The following is a 17883-nucleotide window of genomic DNA, read 5'->3' as shown; positions in this document are numbered from 1 at the left end:
TCTAAATCTTATCAATTATTTACTGATAAGTAATGAGTAGATAAACGTAAATAAGTGATCAATTTAAAAACCGAAATTTAAAAACTTCGGTTTTTTCTTAATCTGATTAAATATAAAAACCACAAATGATAAAACAGAGTAAACAGACGGTTTCTGCGATTTCTATACTGGCACCAATGGTGTCACCCGTAATGCCATCGATTCGTTGAATAAACTTATAGCGAAGATAAATCAAGGTCAAAATAAAAATCGTCGCGGTCACTAAACCCACCCAGACAAAATAACCCGCACCCAATAAACTGATACCAAAAATGATCATTGCCCAAGTTTTAGGGATATATTGAGCAATAGACCAGCCTAAGCCCTTTTCACGGACATATTCAGTGGTCAGAAATAAAAATAATGGTGTTAAACGCCCTAAAATAGGAAATAGAATCAAAGCAGTATAGTGTTGTTCCTGTAATAACACATACAGTGCAGACCATTTAATCAAACAGATAACAATTAAACTCAGCACACCAAACGGTCCACATGCTGGGTCTTTCATAATTCTTAAGGTATTTTCTTTATCACCAAAGCCACCGACCCAAGCATCCGCAGTATCCGCTAAACCATCTAAATGTAAGCCACCCGTGAGCAAAATCCAGATGACCAGAATAATGGTACTGAGTAAAACTACAGGCAAAACATGTAGAAAACTGGCAACAGCAAACAGAACCAAACCAATCAAAAGCCCAATCACTGGATAAAATAACAGTGACTGACCATTTTGTTTGGGCGAAGGCATATTTTTTAAATAAACAGGGAAAATCGTTAAAAATTGCAATGCAATAAAAAATGGAGTCATCTATTGTCCTCCAATAACTCTAACTGCATGGTTTCACTGTCCAACATAAAGCGGTTTAATTGCCCAAGTTCTGCTGACATTTTTAAAATATCATCAAGAGATTGTTGTAGCGCCATACATTTTAAAAGTTTGATCACACCGCCATGCGTCACAATCAAAGCTGTTTGGCTTTGTGTAACCAGCATCTGCTCTTTGATCGCTTGTAATGCTTGCTTAATTCGATACTGAAAATCTAAATATCTTTCAGCATTTGGCGGGGTAAAGTGTGTCGGAGATTGCCAAAAATTTTCTAATAACTCAGGCGTTTTTGCATAGATCTGCTGTGTTGAAATACCTTCCCAATCACCAAAATGAATTTCTTGTAATCGATGATCTTGCATCAGTGGTATTTGAACTTGTTCAGAAAGTTTCTGTGCAAATGAGAAACAGCGCTTTAAAGGCGAGCTAAACATAAAATCCCATTGCGTTTGCACAGAGGATTGATCATAGGAAATGGTCTGGTGCATTTGTTGCCAGCCCAATTCTGTCAATTCATCATCAGTCGAACCACGCAAAGTATGATTCAGCGTAGTTTCCCCATGACGTAATAGATCAATCCTCAGTTTCATGCATATGCTCTTTTTAAATTATGAATAAGTTTAAACTTTCTCGCCAATTACCGCAGCTTCTGCAAAAGTGGCCATGTTGTTATGTAAACTGCATGCCAACTTGATCACACCCAAGGCAGCACCCGCACCACTGCCTTCCCCCAAACGTAAATTAAGCTTTAATAATGGATCAGCATTCAATTCTTGTAATAGGCGTTGATGCCCATATTCAGCAGACTGATGACCGAACAACATCCATTGTCGAACTTCAGGATTGAGTCGTACCGCGACTAATGCCGCCACAGAACTAATAAAACCATCGACAATTACAGGCATCCCAAGTTGAGCACAGCGAATATAAGCTCCTGTCATTGCAGCAATTTCTAAGCCACCTACAGCACACAAAGCTTTAAACGCATCATTTTCAACATAATTTTTATGTAACTCAAGTGAATGCTGAATGATATTTTTTTTATGAATCAACTGATCAGCACGAATCCCCGTGCCTACACCTGTCAGTTGCTCAGCAGGTTCATTTAATAAGAAACATGCAATCGCTGAAGCTGAACAGGTATTTCCAATTCCCATTTCCCCAGCAATGTAAATTGAAGCACCCTGTGCAATGGCTTTTTCTACACTCTCACGCCCTAGCGCCATGGCTTGCTGACATTGTTGTTCAGTCATTGCCTCTTGTTGAGCAAAATTGGCAGTCCCTTGAGCGATACTACGACGTTCAACGCCTTGATATTGGTAAACCTCACCCACTGTGCCGCAATCAATGACTTGTAAAGTCGCAGCATATTCTTTAGCAATCACACTGATACAAGCCCCACCCGTTGCAAAGTTTTGCAACATTTGGCGCGTTACAGCTTGCGGATATGCTGAAATATTTTCAGCCATTACCCCATGATCACCTGCAAAAATCGTGATCCAAGGTTTATCTACATTCGGTTTTGAATTACTTTGCAAAGCTGCCAATTGTACGGCGACATTTTCCAAAACAGACAGCGAGCCTGTTGGCTTAGTCAATTGTAATTGACGTTCTTCAGCCTGTTGTTTTGTTTCTGCGTTTGGCACTTTACATGCTTCTAACCACCAATTCATTGTTGCTCTCCATCTCGTATTTTAAAAATTCATTGTTAATCGTTAAAATGCTCAAGTTTATATGATAAAAATCACAATATTTATCCTTTTAATAACATCGGAAAACCAGCGACGCAAAATACTACTTTATCAGCAATTTGACCTAATAGTTGATGTAAACGTCCTGATTCATCAACAAATTTTCGGGTTATTTCACCCATTGGTATAACACCTAGTCCTGTTTCATTGCTGACTAAAACAATTTTAGACTTTAATGTAGGTAGAATTTTCAGCAATTTTTCACATTCGATACACTGCAGATTTGAATTCTCATGCATCAATAAATTACTCATCCATAGGGTTAGACAATCCACCAAAATCACTTGTTCTTGTTGATCTATTTGTTTTAAACAATCTGCTAGGTAAAGTGGTTCTTCAATGAGCCGCCATTCATCTGGTCTTTGTGTCTGATGGTGTGAAATACGTTGTCGCATTTCATCATCCCACGCTTGCGCGGTAGCAACATAAACAACTTGTAGATTTGAGTCTTTTGCGATCTGTTCAGCTAATTTACTTTTGCCTGAACGCGCGCCACCTAGGATTAATTGCAACATAAATTTGACTCCCAAGATCCATCTTTTTTTTTCGGATTGAGTATAAGCTGATGTAACGTAGCTAAAGGCCCCTGTAAGACTTGTGCTTGATATATACCAAAATTAAGCTGCTCAACACTAATTTCAAAACTTTTTTGATCAATCTTTTCAATAGCTTTAAATATTTGTTGGGCTTTGAATTCTGCTGAATACAAACCTAAGGTGATATGCGGGCAATAATCTAAAGCAGCAATTTCTTGGCTTGGATAGGATAATAATTGTCGAATATTGCTTAGGCTATTTTCATAATCATGAATTTCTATAAATAAAGCACTGCTAAAACTATTTATTTTTCCTGTTGTTAATTTAAAACTATTTAACTGGTTTTGGATCAAAATTTTAAGCTGTTGTTGAAATTTACTTTGGATAAAATCATCATCAAATTGCTTTTTATCTTCTGTTAGAAAGCCACAAATATACAATGTGATATGAAATTGGCGTGTATTGGGGCGCAATAAATAGTTTGAGAATTTTTCTGCTAAATCGCTTAAATAAGCCAATAATTCAGGATGATGAATTTCGATATACCATAAGGCGTAGTGTTTTCTCCCTTTGTGCCACTCGGGATAATCATGTGTCTCAGTTGGAGTTGTTAAACTTTGAGAACCTAAAAACACATCAAATTCACATTAATTTTAATGCTTCTATTAAAGCATGTAATCATCATGTTTAAATCTTGAATTGACTGAGTGTTGTTCAATTGAAAATGAATTTTATTCAGTCAGATTTTATGATTGCCTGATAAAAATCCAACATAGATTCAAAGTAGTAATCTGCTCTCGCGAGCATGGTCTGATTTGGCGCTTTAATATCTTGAATCAAAATCGTTACACCTTCAGCCAAATGTGCTGAAGTAATTCCATTTTCAGAATCTTCAATCATCAAACAGTGTTGCGGATTTAGATTTAATAAGGTGCAGGCTTTGTTAAAAATTTCTGGGTGTGGTTTGCCTTGTATCACCTCATCACCACAGACCAACAAGGTAAAATAATGATCAATTTCTGCAAGTTTTAAATATTTTTCAGCAATTTTTCGGGTGCTAGATGTAGCGACAGCCAATAGGATATTTTCAGATTGCAAATAAGCTAATATTTCTAAAATTCCAGCTTTTACTGGTACGCCTTGCGACAAAATCCTCTCAAGTTCAATTTGTTCAGCACGCTGCCGAATTTGTTGGTAAGGGATATCTTGACCATAGAATTTTTGTGCTAAGTGTTCTGAGTTTAACGCATTGAGCCCTAAACATTGCATCAAATAATCTAAACTGAATTCAACACCGATGATTTCCAAAGACGCTTGTTTTAACACATCAAACCTAAGCCGTTCAGTGTCCAGCATCGTACCGTCCATATCAAAAATAGCAGCTTGAATCGTATGTTGCTGGAATTTCACAGTGTTCCTTTTATAAGCCGATTAAAAGGGAGAAACCAGTTCTCCCTCAAATTTTATAGCAATCTATTGAATACTATAACATTGTTTCAACTTTAAATAATCATAATAATAGCTATTTGCTTTATAGCGGGCATAATCACAATCTTTTTTAAAAGCAATCTCTTTTTCGTTATAGAGCATTTTTAACAAAGTTTGCCCTTGCGAATTTTGATAAATATCCCACTGTAAGTTTGCCGCCATCGGTGAGATATCTTCGCCACGCCATGCACTATTTGAATAATTAAATGTCTGCGTCAAAGGCACAGATTGCATCATCCCCTTTAACTCTAAGCTGGTGGCTAAAGGGATAATGATTTCAGCATGAGCAAACCTTAATACAGCAGCATTCTTTTGTGTGTTGCTCATAACATCATCAACTTGTTTAAATAAATCCTGCTTGAGTGACTTGGCAATATCTGTTGTCACAGCTTTGCCTGTATCAAAGCTTGGACCCTTACTATAGAAATCATTGGCATCGTTATATTGCGCATAGAACTTAGCCGCTTCAGTTGGCATATATTTTTTAAAGTTTGTCGTACCAAGCTCGTCTTGCATTCCGCCAGTGATTGAATACAGCTCGTACAGATAAGCAGCAGCATCTACTGCGCTGGCAATGGTATTTTTCCCCTTTCCTCTTTCAGTAATCTGTTCACCTTTAGGACTTGTTACAGTGAATGATCCTGAATTACTAAAGCTATAGCCTGTTTGACCAATTTTTTGAATAAACGCTATTTTAAAAATTGGGCTTAATACTTCTGTTGCGATTTTTTGCGCACTAGAATCTGCACTCAACGTTTTTATTTTTTGTTTTAAGTCTGGATCATTCTCTTCAAAGTCTTGATATTTTAAGCTAGCCGCATAGACTGTTTTATCTAAATCCGTTTTAACATTGGTCAAATCGTCTTGCGCATTTAAACTATGAAAATACAGATGAAAGCGATTTATCCCACCATCGACAATACTTGGTACGGCGTTACTATTTAAACTTTGATAGCTTGCTGGTGTAATTGCAGTCTTTAAACTTGGTTGCTGTTTCAATAATTCATTGGTAAAAAATTTAGCACTGTCCACCGCTCGATCCACACCCGAGCTAACGATCTGTACAGATTTACCTTGTTGACTGGCTTGATTAAACAATTGTGGTAAACGTTGTAATAAGCGATCTGCAATACCCTGATGCTCTTTAATACCTACAGAAGTTTCGTTGCCATAGCCATATTGGCGTATACCTTCCACCCCATAACCCAATAAAATATTGGCTTTCATCATGGCTTCTAAATCAGCACCCAATTGTTCACCCAATGGTGTTAAAGCATTTTCCTGTTTTGCTTTTAACCACATATTGTATAAAGCTAAATCATATTTAATACTTGATAAACCTCGCGAACCATGTCGCGCGACTAACTCTGTAAAAACTGGGCGATAACCTGTAGGCATTGCTTCATAGCTGCTTAATTTCTGTTGCGGTTGATACGGTTGTTTGGTCTGTAAATATAGCGATGCATCAGCTTTAGGTGGCGCTACAACAGCTGAATTATCATCGTGATCATTATTGCAGGCTGTTAAAAATAGTCCTGAAGCAAAACAAATGATTAGCGAATGTTTAATTTTAAATGGTTTCATCATTGAAATGTCATATTTGGTTTAATGCAGGCAAACTAATCAAAGAACATGACACTGGTATGACCATCCTCTATTGATTCCATTTAAAAACAACAAAATAAAAAGACAGCATTAAGAAAATACTAAGCAGTAAATAATATGGGAAGATAATGTTAAGTTGGTACAGCCCTGTGCTCATTAATGGCGCAACAATCAAACTGAGCGCTTGTGCCATGGTACATAAAGCAGCAATTTTAGTTTGCAAATTTATCGAAACTGATTGTGATGCACCTGTTGTAAATGCAGGCATTAAACATGCCACAGCGATACCATAAAAAACATAAGCCAACTGAAAAATCACGATCTGCTGCGTATAGATTGACAAGATCAGCCCAACCAGCATTGTGCTTAATCCAACCATTAAAAGCTGTGTTAAAGACCATTTTAGCCATTTAGAAATCGCAATTTGCATCAAAACCGATACAATCCCCACAATCAACAAGCATTGGGAAAAATACAGGGCGCTTTGCTGAATGTTGAATTGAAATTTATCTTGAATATAAAAACCTGCAGTTAAATTCAGGGTAATAATCGCAATATATAAACTAAATCCAAGGATCAACCAAATCATTGATTTTTTTAGATCATCCTCACTCAGACATACCAATTTCGAATGATTAGAATCTTGCTGTGAAATCACTTTTTGTAAAAGTGCGTCTTGAACATGCTCTTCTACAGCTAACTGATGGATTAAATCCCTATGATTTGGATCATGACTTGTTGTTTGTTGCTGCTGAGCATTTTCCACTTTGTGTTGATATAAACCTACAATCAGCATACTCATGACAGCCAAAAGCAATACGGCGAGCCACAAAGGAATCAATATTCCCCAAATAATGAGTAATGTGGTTAAAAATGGCCCTAAAATTAATCCTCCACTGTTTAAGGCACCAAAGCTTGCCATCTTCTGACTACGTGTTGTTTCATCTAAATATCGCGTCATCACATAACTTTGTAATGCGATTTGCGGCATTGCCATAAAAAAGCCAATACTGCTTCGTGTAAGCAATAATAAAGCGAAAAGTAGCCCAATTGGCATGCTATACATTAGCCCATAACTTATTACCCCTGAAAATAGTCCCCAAGTTATGCTCATTCCAATAAAACCGATACTCAATAAATAATAATGATTTTGAAATTTGGTTTTTTTAGAAATCCATATTGCAGTCAGACTCATTAGCAATGCGCTGGCAGAGACCATCAAACCAGCTTGAAGCTCTGAGACTTTTAATAGACGAATAAGAGGTGCAAGTAAAGGTAAAATCATGGATAAGCTGATCCCATTGAGCAGCGTTGCCATCATCCAAATATAATTATTTTTATCCATTTTAATCTCTTAGAATATCAGTCGTGGCCTGATTAGGAAAATTTATTGAATCTTATTAAGCGCTACTCCTTATACCTAAACTCGATATTGCTCATTAAAAAGCCTCTTTCAAATTTTAAAGAGGCTTTATCTTGATTAATACTTCAGTGTATAACTTAAACCATAGGTACGACCTTGTGCAGCCAAACTTGAAATAGCACCATAGGTTGGTGCAACTGCTTGGCTAAATACTGATTTATAATCTGTATTCCATACATTATAAACGCCAAAGCCTAATCTGCCTGGGCCTGCTTTTGCACTGGTGATCACATCCATAATCGCAAACCCCTTAATCTCTGCGGGTTTTCGGCTACTGCGGTCATTTAATGGATTGACATAGTCTTTAGCGGCTTTATCTGTACCTCCAATCGCTAAAGTTTGTACACGCAAGTTGATATCATCTGCAAATTGCCATTCTGAAAATAGCGTGCCTTTCAGTGGTGCAACCCGTACAGCATCAAGCTCTTGCCAATCACCGAGTATATTTTTAAATTGACCTCGTGTATAAGCAATGGTTCCTCCCATATTCCACATATCTGAAATTGCATATTTTACATTGGCTTCCAAACCATATATGCGTTCATCGGTATCAATCACTTCTATATTAAAATTTGGAGCAGCGTTAAACCTCACAGATTTATCAGAATCATTATAAAAAGCAGTCAGCCCTAGATTGAGTCCATTTTGCTCTTGTAAACGCCAGCCGAATTCATAATTATTCACTTTAACTGGATCAATATTATTACTGGTCACAACAAAACTTGCTGGAACATCACGCAACATCCGTTGCACATCTGGAATACTAAAACCTTGAGAAAAATTAGCAAAAATTTGTTGCGTATCGCTTAAGTGATAAACCCCACCCAAATTAAATAAAGTCGCATTATGTTTAACTTCTCCACCTTTTAAACTTTTCGCCGTATAGCTAGGATCGAAGTCAGCGACAATACTTTCAGGGTACGGGGTAGAATCACTGACATCACTATTAATTCGTTCGTGACGCACGCCTGCCTGTATATTTATACGATCCGTAACTGCATAATTCGCTTGAACAAATGCACCAAGTTTTGCCACTTGAACATCTGGTCCCATTGCATAGATTTTTGTCGCTTTATGATTTAAACCATTACTCGCAATAAAGCTATTGGTATCATACATTTGCCCTTCTTGACCATTTTTCTCATTTTCAAAATCTAAACCGTAACTTAGTCCTAAAGCCCGATCTGCAATTTTAAAATCTTTCTGTAAGGCTAAACGTGATCCCCAAATATTAATATCGGTATTGGACTGCATTACAACAGGAATGCGTCCGCCAGGTAATTCCGGATGTAGTAAATTTACTGCGGTTGGAAACCATCTTGCCTGCTCTTTACGGTAATAAGCTTCCAAGGTTAAACTTTGCCCCAATACATCATTATGGTTATATTGAGCATGTGTTGACCAGCGTTTTGTTCTAGGTTGGTCTTCAAGTTGTAAGCCTTTTAATGCTTTTAAACTGGGTGTAGTCCCTCTAAATAAAACAGCTAAACCCTGACCATAATCAGGTCCATAATCACTGTCTTGTTCATCATTATAATATTGTGCGCCAACAGTTAAGTGCTGTTGATCTGAAATGTCCCAAGTGAGTTGTCCATTGACATCAAGGGTTTGGGTATCTTGACGATCTGTTTGCGCAACTTCAGGTCCAATACGATCGCCACGACTGTCTTGAATTTCACCACGTTTGGCATAACCAACACCCAAATTACCTTTGATGCGATCTTGGTTAAACGAAACATTTTGTGAAGCTTCATAAGCCAACGCATCGCCTTTAAAATTATTACCTGAAGTCAGCCCCAGTTTAGTTTCAAAACTTAAAGCTTCGTCACCGCCTTTTTTAGTAATGATATTGATAATACCGCCAGTTGCACCTGAGCCATAAATACTCGTTACCCCAGACACAACTTCTATTCTGTCAATCATTGAAGGTAGAATGCTATTGAGCTGACGCGATCCATCCCGTGAACCTGTTTGTGGTATCCCATCAATCATATATTGCACCACACGGCCGCGCATGCTCATACCATAGTTAGAGGTTGTACCGGTATTTGGCGTGAGTGAAGGAACCAATAGCCCTAAAATATCTGCTATGTTTTTACCCGCATTGGCTTGTTTTTCAATTTCGCTACGCTCAATGCGATAGACGGTCCCTGCGATGTCTGAAATACTTTTTGCAGAACGTGTTGCCGTGACCACGATAGGCGCTAGGCTTTTTACCTCTGCCCCAGTATTTTCAACTTTTTGAGTCGTAGGCTCTTGTGCATAGATCTGTGTCGCAATAGCCAAACTTAAACACGTCAGTTGTATTTGAATTGATGTTCTTTTCATGATTTATCCCTTACAACATCTCTGATCTTAGAGTTTTTTGTGATTTGGAAATAATGAGTTGTGAGAGAATCAAACTCACTACAGATGCAATAGCTAAAACAATATAAAAATTTCCATAACCTAATAATTTGGCCAGAAAACCTGAGCCAGCCCCGCCAATAAAATAGATCAGCAATTCAAAACACACCAAAATTGTAAAGTCTGTCCCTGCTTGCGCTTTTGAGCTACTCTGCATGAAATATGCATATAAAGAAGTCATTGCGATATAACGAATTGCAAGGAATGCAATAACAAAAACCCCCAGCAAAAGCTGCCACTGATTTAGCCATCCGAACAGAATAGCGATTCCTAAGAGTCCATATATTAGTGTTCTCACCCAGCCAGCCCATAGCAGTAATTGGGTCGCCTTTCGCTTTTTGAGCAGCAATGCAGCAGAAACGGCTGCAAGCAATCCAACACCAGCCCCTACCACAGTCATCAGCACACCAATTTGTGAAAGTGACCATTTTTGATCAATCAGCATTGGATTGAGCATTGCCATTGCGGGGGCTTCTACAAAGCGATAACAAACAATTAAAAGTAATGCCCAACGAATTTCAGGTCGTTTAAATGCTCGAATTAAACTCGGAGGTTGTTTAATCATGTGTTCTGTGGTTTTTTCTTGTATTTGAAAAACCGCAAACATCGTCAAAGCGGTTAAGCTTGCTAAACAGATAAGTGCTGTTTGCCATCCATAATATTGATACAGCCAAAGTGTTACCGCGCCACCGAGCATACTGCCAAGTGCAACACCAATGCTTTGCGCCATGCTACCAAAGCGATAATCTTGTTGTGAAAATGCTTCAACGGTATATCCATCAATGGCAATATCTTGGGTTGCTGCAAAACTGGATATCCATAAACCAATGATGACAAAGACCAGCAGCCCATAAGAAAACTGAGTCAAAGCAAGTGCAATAATCCCTAAAACCAAAGCAATTTGAGTGAACAGTAGCCACGTTTTACGTTTACCTAATCTTTTAATATAAAAACGGTCAATAAGCGGTGCCCAAAAGAATTTGAATGCCCATGGAATATAAAGCAGTGACAATAGCCCAATCCAGCGTAGATCTACCCCTTGGTGCCTTAAAATCGCAGGCAATGCCACATTATAAAAATACAAAGGCAAGGCATGGGCCAAATATAAAACAACCACAACACCTAAGCTAAGTACGGAAATCTGTTGAGTGACAGATTGTTTGGTTAAATTACTTATGCGTTGCATAATAGCCACCTCTGTACAGCCCATTGCAATGCATCAGCGCGATCTAATGTCACATAATAAGGAACTTGCCATGCAACATGTAGCGCAGGTGTATTGAGTCGTTCTTGATCGGCTTGATCTAACGCGATCCGTACTAAACCTACACAGTACTTAAAAAAATTGGCTTTATTTTTTTTATACCAATTGGCTTGAATTTGACGGTATTCTTGTGGAAATGTCGTACCTGCTACACTTCTCACCACCAAAACAAAATTTTGTTGCTGACATAGAAATGTTTCAACTTCAGCCAACCAGAACTGAAACTCAACGATTGAGACATCTTTGGAAAAGATCATCTCTTTGATCTGAATATGTATAGATTGATAACTCATAGGACAAATTCAACTTACTGGGTTTTGTATTTGTTTTTTTGTGCTAAATATTGCTGAGATTGGACTAAATATTCACCAAATTTTTGGTAAAAAGTATCTCTAAAACAATAATATAACACCGCATTTTTCTCAGGCATTGTAAGCGTGCCCTGAGCTTCATAGCACATTTCATCGACAACCGCGGCATATGGTTTAACTGTTGAATCAGGTTCGCCTACGATTTTCAAAGAGGCTGCATGTTCAAAAATATAAAAAATGACTAAACGCGCGACTGCCCGAAGATAACCTTTTCCAAGTACCGATTTTTCACCAAATAGAAAATGCCAACCTAAATCTAGTTCATGCGCAGAATAATAACGACTTAACCGATCTCGCTTACCTTCATAGATTTCTGTATACCCCACATCGTTTCCATCCATACCCACAATGAATAAACGATGATGATCATCAGCCAACTGTTTTTCAAAATAGACCTTAAGTTCGAGCTCAGATTTATTCAGTTGCCATTGTGGAATCACATGCGGTTCATGCATCCATTTATGTAATAACGCCATATCATCAGGGTATTCCACTTGACGTAAATAAAACTGATTGCCATTCTCATAATATTCATAAAAATCTGGTAATTGCTGTGATAAAGTTTTCATCACTTTCACCTTTATTGTATTTGTTAGATTATTGAGCTTTTGACTCGTGTTAAATCTAGGTGCTACGCAGATAGATACACACTCTGCTCGGGCACGATTTATCATGCAGGAGCAGGTGAAAATTGTGCTGTCCAATTTTTTAAAGTCTCTGGGCTTACAGGGTTTGCAATCAAATCTAGAACTACAGGTACTGGGCGTTCTGCTTCATCGTTATAACTGGTGGTAAATAGACGAACACGATTTAAGCAAACCTTATTGTATTGATTTCTAAATATCGCAAACTTTTCAATTCTTGCTGAAAACTCTGGATGTTGCTGATGAAACTCAGCAATCACATTCGATACGGTTTGCCAAAATTCAATCTCATGATATTGTGGAAAATCCTGTAGAAATACATTACAGATATAGCGGTAATGCACCATAAATAAGCCAGTAAAAATAAAATGACTGAGGTCTTGTGCTGAATGCCTCAATAAAATTTTGGCTTCATCAGGAAGATCCGCCAGCTCAGGAAAATCTTCATCGACAAGATTCATATCATCGACAAAGTCTTTGAGCACCATGGCCTTAGGCACCCCATTTTCATGAATTAACATGGTATTTTCACCATGTGGTGAAAATGCAAGTCCGTATTTATAAAGGCAAATCAAGAGCGGCTGAATACTGACGGTGATGAATTGCTTGAGCCAATCTAATGGTGCTAGGCCTGAAGCTTGAATAAGCACAGTTAAAATGGAAAGCCCCTGAATATCACGGTGTAATAAAGCAGCTTGCGATAAAACCTGCTGATGATATTCAACAAATGGATCTACACTTTCACGCCACAGACAGCCGAATAACTCTTTGAATTGATAAGGTGCACCTTCAATGTGATCATAACAAGGTTGCTGAATGGTCAAAGTTGCAATCTCGCCTAAAAACACCACACCCGTTTTTTGTAAATCCATATCTTGTTTTAAAATATTTTTTAACCACGCTGTAACAGCGGGCGCAGCTAAATTCCTTTGAGCAGGCAATCCTCGATAAACAGCGGTATTTAAAATACTCACTGGTAGTTTAATGTAATGACGTTGTGCATCTGATGTGTTACATAAAGTGCGAATTGACTGCATTGGTACATAATTATCCTGTCCAATTTTAAGTTCGACAATTTTTTGATCTACAATTTCATTGGCATAAGTTGGCACAATCCATTGGTGCCATTGCCAAGCATGTACAGGAACTAAATAATAATCCTCTGAATTTAAAGCAAGGTTTTGCATTTTTTCGCGAAATTCTAGCAATTCCTGCTCGCCAAACTCATGGCAATATAATTGCCCTGCATACCATTCAGTGGTAGAACGAAACTCTGCCAAATCTCGATGCACAGCCAGCCATAACACTTTGACTCTAGGTAAAATCTCAGGCGCTGAGTTCAAATAATCATCATAACCAAAACCGATTCGCCCCTTACTCATAATTAACCAAGGATGACCGCGCAACATCGCTTCGATTTGATAATGCGGTGCAGTCAATGCTGCTGCACTTGTTAGTCGATTTTCATCCAGTACATGAGCTTCGGCCAACCATGTATTGTTCATCTCTTTAATCAAATAGGCTTTGGTAAAGGGTTTAACCCCAACCTGATTGGAAAAAGCGGCAATAAATTGATGTAAATTCCAAGCGGGTCTTATGGTATCGACAGTTAAATCACGTACTGAACCTTCTTGAATCTGCCAATGCCCCAATAAGTATTGTTGTGCATTAAACTGATAAATTCGGTCATCCAATCTCAATTGAAATACATCATTATCCAAGCTTTCAGCCTGAATAATTTCTTCATATAAAAACTCAGCGATTGCCATTTCAATCAAGCGTTGGCCTGCACTTCGCCATTGGTTCTGATTAATTTGTAACTGTGCAAAACTCATAAGCTGTTCTCAGTATTCGAATATTGTTGATGGTTTTGTTGATGCTGAGAATGTTGTGTATTGAGGCTTTGGGCTTGAAAATTCACATTTTTAACCAAATCTTCAACATGCTGAGCATGCACATGATGTTGTGTTGCGATGTTTTTCTGGATCACTTGGACTTGCGGATTTTGCCAGGGATCAAAATGTTGGAAACATTGTGGGGCTGTTGCTAAGTCATACAGTGCATAACCTATGAGTTGATTTGCAATTGTTGCCGCACGATAAGCGCCTAAACCCAAATCAGGGGTGCCAACACCATGACTATACATATCCATGTTCTGAACAAAAATTTCACCAATGCCAGCATATTCGACAGCATAATTTGCTGAAATATTCCAATGTCCTTGTGGATTGGTTTTAATCCAGGGCTTCAGTTGCTTTAGAAATTTAAATTCAGGACAGCGATAGCCTGTAGCACAGATCACATAATCACTGTCTAGACTGAACTGATTTAATGTCACCCGATCTTGGAAAATCAGTCTAATTTTCCCCTGTTCCGTTAAAACAGCATCAATTAGGTTGGACTGACTGTGTAAATGCGTCGCCAAATCATTTCCAGCAAGATGTCGATGGTAAAGTTTCTTATATATTTCACGAATAGTTTGCGCACTGATTCCTTTATATAAAAGTGACTGTTTACTCAACTGCAAATCTTTATTAAGATCATCAAAGCAATGAAAATGTTGACTATAGTCTGGACTAAAATGTTCTAAAGCTAATGGTGTATATTCCATAGGGAAAAACCCATTGGCTCGGGTCAGCCAATTGAGATTGAATTTCGGTTGAGACACCTGATCAAATTGATACTGACGATCGAATAAATCTAAAAAGATTTCTGCCGCAGACTGCCCTGATCCCAGTACCACAACATTGCCTTGTAATTTTTTTGGCTGATGTTCTAGATAATGTGCTGAATGTTTACATCGCTCAGGATAGCTTTGAATCAATGTCTGCATGCATTGTGGGATATAAGGCACATTTCCTGCACCCAATACAATGTTTCGACAACTATAGCGTTGATGAATTCCTCCCTGTATAACTAAAACTTCAAAGCCATAGTATTTAGGCACAATTTCTGTGACTACTGACAAATATTGAATATTTTCAATTTGATCTGCAACCCATTGACAATAATGATTATATTCCTTACGAGGGATATGTGGCTGTTCTAAAAAATAGAACTTATAGAGTCGCTGTTGCGCTTTTAAATAATTGAGAAAACTAAATGGGCTGGTCGGATCTACCATAGAGACCAAATCAGCCATAAAAGGCACTTGCAACATACTATTTGGAAGCTGCATTCCTGCATGCCAATCAAACTGGGCTTGTTTTTCAAAAAACAGATATTTTAGCTTTGATTTTTGTTGTAACAAACTTGCTAAACTTAAGTTAAACGGTCCTAAACCCACAGCAATAAAATCAAGCATAAATTGCATCCTTCTGTTTTAGACATAAAGGATTTGGCAACTGAATATAAATTGATTGCTGTTCTACTGGCGCAATCAGTTCATCCAGCTCATATAAACGCGTGAGTAAATTCCCTTTATATGGCAAGGTTGGTTGATACAATAAGCCTTGTAATAAACTACTGTCAGAATAGTGTTGATATAATTCCATCAATTTATCTTGCAATAGATCAATGAGTTGCTGTTCTGAAACACTCCCTGTTGCACCGATTGCGTTGATCATGCCAAATAAAGTATTAGCAAAAAAATAATAACTAAACCGTTCATCAACCAAAGATTTTTGACCAACCGCCTGCGCTTTCCCATCAAGCTCAGGGAATTCCTTTAATATTTCAGTGGCATATTCTTCGATGTAATAAAAACCCTGATTGTCCCTGAGCCATAAATTTTTAGGATACGCATTTTCCAACTCAACCAATACATTCTGCTGATGTGACTCAAATGCCATCCCATAGTGATGATACAAATACATCAAGGGAACTAAGCTGATCTCTAAAAATCGCTCAAACCAATTTAAAGCAATTTTTTCAATACTTAGTTGCGGTTCTGCCTGTGCAATTTGTTCAAATAAATGATCAAAGCGATTTAAATTTTTTGCTGGATGATCTTGGCATAAGGAGGCAATACATGACACTTGCTTATGTCGATCAAATGGCTGATCTCTGAAAATGCAAATCGTTTCGTTAACAATTGTTCCATCGATGATTAACGCAGTCCATGCGGGGTCATTTATTGCTTTCAATGTAGGACAAGATTTTAAAATCGACTGACCTATTCGCCCCTGCCAAAGTTGACGCGTGATTTCTCCACGATGACATTCTTTAGCTAAATTGACTCGGATGGAATTGGTAATCATCACGGATAGTGACGGTTTCACCATCCAAGGTGCTGAATAGCTGACCAATGTTCTGACGGATGTTGTTGCGGAAAAATGCCAAGCCTTTTCACCAAAATCAATCAGTTTTTTCTTAGCTTTTAATTCTTTATACCAGTCTTTAGTCTGTAAATAACGTGCTTGCCATGGATGCAATGTCAATAATTTATAGCTTGAATGTGTATGAATTAAATCTAATTCAGCTTCGCTCAAATACCATTGCATATGTTTTATGAGTTGGCTAGTAATTGGCTGATCTGATGTCGCACTTTCTGCCAGATATTCTGGTGCAACTAACCAGTAATACAGTTGTGTTTGACCCTTATGTTCTGGTGAGAACTTTAACCAATCTTCATGAACGAAACCTGTGCGGCTCTTAGGCGCTGGATGCATACTATGCCCAAGAATCAGTGCTTGCTCTGTCTGAATGAAATCTTGTTTGGCTTGAATTAATTGGTCAAAATCATATTCACGCTGCTTTAAAAACTCAGCTAAAGCATCTCGGCTTTGTATCCATTTTTCAACCAATGATGCTGAATCTAAGGATTCAACAGCGTTTCTTACCAGCTCTTCTAGAAGTAAGCACACCATTGCAATTGGACTAAACCTTTGCACTTGCCCTTTATTAAAAATCTGTGGCAGTTTTTCTATTCGATGCCGCCCTACAAGACTTCTATATGAAAGCGGTGCATATAATTGGGATTGAATGGATTCCAATGGAATTATTAACAAGGTCAAGCCTTGGCTAAACGCAAGTTGCGTAGAGTTTTGCTGATATTTCTCCAGTAAAATTCTGCTTCCTGTTTCTTGTGAGTATGCATTGATTAGGTGCTGCATCGCCAATCGGCTGGCAAGCTCTTTCATCTGACCATATCCTCTGTACAAGACTTTTTACTGCACTAAAAAGATCTAGAAATTTAATTTATGTTTTCTTGGATCGTGAAGCTCTGCTTAACACAAAATAATGATAATCATTCTCATTTGAGAAAGCAATGTTACACCCTGCTTGTCTATACAGGTTTAACTCTATGATTTTTTAAATATTTATGATGAATTGGTCTTTTTCTTATGATTTATCTCTTTAAAATTTTCAATTGTAATAAATGATAATATTCTCATTTAGAATTGAGAAATTTCATCGGAATTTTTATTTTAGGGGATTATTTAGCAAGTTTAATTAATCTACAACTTCACTAGCAGATTTTAATCTATAGCTTATTTATTGATTTATTGTGATATTTTTATTGAAAAATAAAAAGTAGATTTAACGATATCTGTGAATTGTGTCGCTTCTTTAAAAAATATTTCATCTA

The 17883-nt window shown here is 37.7% G+C and carries 15 protein-coding genes; all 15 read right to left on the bottom strand.

Annotation, left to right across the window (positions count from 1 at the left end; genetic code table 11):
• Positions 1 to 106 precede the first annotated feature (106 nt).
• Positions 107 to 847, bottom strand: coding sequence for an adenosylcobinamide-GDP ribazoletransferase (locus tag FHR28_RS09135; RefSeq protein ID WP_034616781.1), 741 nt, complete (start codon positions 845 to 847; stop codon positions 107 to 109).
• Complete coding sequence (locus FHR28_RS09130; RefSeq protein WP_004720201.1) at positions 844 to 1455, bottom strand: histidine phosphatase family protein; 612 nt, start codon at positions 1453 to 1455, stop codon at positions 844 to 846. Before FHR28_RS09130 ends, FHR28_RS09135 begins: the two co-directional genes overlap by 4 nt.
• Before the next feature lie 30 nt (positions 1456 to 1485).
• Positions 1486 to 2538 carry a nicotinate-nucleotide--dimethylbenzimidazole phosphoribosyltransferase gene (gene cobT, locus FHR28_RS09125; RefSeq protein ID WP_166782433.1) on the bottom strand — a complete coding sequence of 351 codons (1053 nt, stop codon included), beginning with the start codon at positions 2536 to 2538 and terminating at the stop codon, positions 1486 to 1488.
• An 80-nt stretch (positions 2539 to 2618) separates the two neighbouring features.
• Entirely contained in the window at positions 2619 to 3131 is a 513-nt protein-coding gene (gene cobU / locus FHR28_RS09120) for a bifunctional adenosylcobinamide kinase/adenosylcobinamide-phosphate guanylyltransferase (RefSeq protein WP_166782432.1), read from the bottom strand.
• A complete protein-coding gene (locus FHR28_RS09115) occupies positions 3119 to 3787 on the bottom strand; it encodes a 2'-5' RNA ligase family protein (RefSeq protein ID WP_166782431.1) in 669 nt (222 codons plus the stop codon). Before FHR28_RS09115 ends, cobU begins: the two co-directional genes overlap by 13 nt.
• Positions 3788 to 3887: 100 nt before the next feature.
• Complete coding sequence (locus FHR28_RS09110) at positions 3888 to 4562, bottom strand: HAD family hydrolase (RefSeq protein ID WP_166782430.1); 675 nt, start codon at positions 4560 to 4562, stop codon at positions 3888 to 3890.
• A 63-nt stretch (positions 4563 to 4625) separates the two neighbouring features.
• A complete protein-coding gene (locus FHR28_RS09105; protein ID WP_171527348.1) occupies positions 4626 to 6224 on the bottom strand; it encodes a histidine-type phosphatase in 1599 nt (532 codons plus the stop codon).
• A 70-nt stretch (positions 6225 to 6294) separates the two neighbouring features.
• Positions 6295 to 7590 carry an MFS transporter gene (locus FHR28_RS09100; RefSeq protein ID WP_166782428.1) on the bottom strand — a complete coding sequence of 432 codons (1296 nt, stop codon included), beginning with the start codon at positions 7588 to 7590 and terminating at the stop codon, positions 6295 to 6297.
• 135 nt (positions 7591 to 7725) lie between these two features.
• On the bottom strand, positions 7726 to 9996 hold the full coding sequence (locus FHR28_RS09095; protein WP_166782427.1) for a TonB-dependent receptor: 2271 nt from the start codon (positions 9994 to 9996) through the stop codon (positions 7726 to 7728).
• Between the two features lie 10 nt (positions 9997 to 10006).
• Positions 10007 to 11260 carry an MFS transporter gene (locus FHR28_RS09090; protein ID WP_166782426.1) on the bottom strand — a complete coding sequence of 418 codons (1254 nt, stop codon included), beginning with the start codon at positions 11258 to 11260 and terminating at the stop codon, positions 10007 to 10009.
• On the bottom strand, positions 11248 to 11631 hold the full coding sequence (locus FHR28_RS09085) for a hypothetical protein (protein ID WP_056511420.1): 384 nt from the start codon (positions 11629 to 11631) through the stop codon (positions 11248 to 11250). Before FHR28_RS09085 ends, FHR28_RS09090 begins: the two co-directional genes overlap by 13 nt.
• A 14-nt stretch (positions 11632 to 11645) precedes the next feature.
• The gene (locus tag FHR28_RS09080) at positions 11646 to 12278 is read right to left on the bottom strand and encodes a GNAT family N-acetyltransferase (protein ID WP_166782425.1); all 633 of its coding nucleotides are present in this window, start codon (positions 12276 to 12278) and stop codon (positions 11646 to 11648) included.
• 101 nt (positions 12279 to 12379) lie between these two features.
• Positions 12380 to 14188: an IucA/IucC family protein gene (locus tag FHR28_RS09075; RefSeq protein WP_166782424.1), complete on the bottom strand. Its 1809-nt coding sequence runs from the start codon at positions 14186 to 14188 to the stop codon at positions 12380 to 12382.
• Positions 14185 to 15657, bottom strand: a complete 1473-nt coding sequence (locus tag FHR28_RS09070; RefSeq protein WP_166782423.1) for a lysine N(6)-hydroxylase/L-ornithine N(5)-oxygenase family protein — start codon at positions 15655 to 15657, stop codon at positions 14185 to 14187. Before FHR28_RS09070 ends, FHR28_RS09075 begins: the two co-directional genes overlap by 4 nt.
• On the bottom strand, positions 15650 to 17434 hold the full coding sequence (locus FHR28_RS09065) for an IucA/IucC family protein (RefSeq protein WP_166782422.1): 1785 nt from the start codon (positions 17432 to 17434) through the stop codon (positions 15650 to 15652). Before FHR28_RS09065 ends, FHR28_RS09070 begins: the two co-directional genes overlap by 8 nt.
• Positions 17435 to 17883: the final 449 nt, after the last annotated feature.

Source organism: Acinetobacter sp. BIGb0196, assembly GCF_011759595.1.
In the GTDB taxonomy this organism is placed as follows: Bacteria; Pseudomonadota; Gammaproteobacteria; order Pseudomonadales; family Moraxellaceae; genus Acinetobacter; species Acinetobacter guillouiae.
The sequence above is the reverse complement of the archived record's forward strand: the minus strand, read 5'-3'. Positions and strand labels throughout refer to the sequence as shown.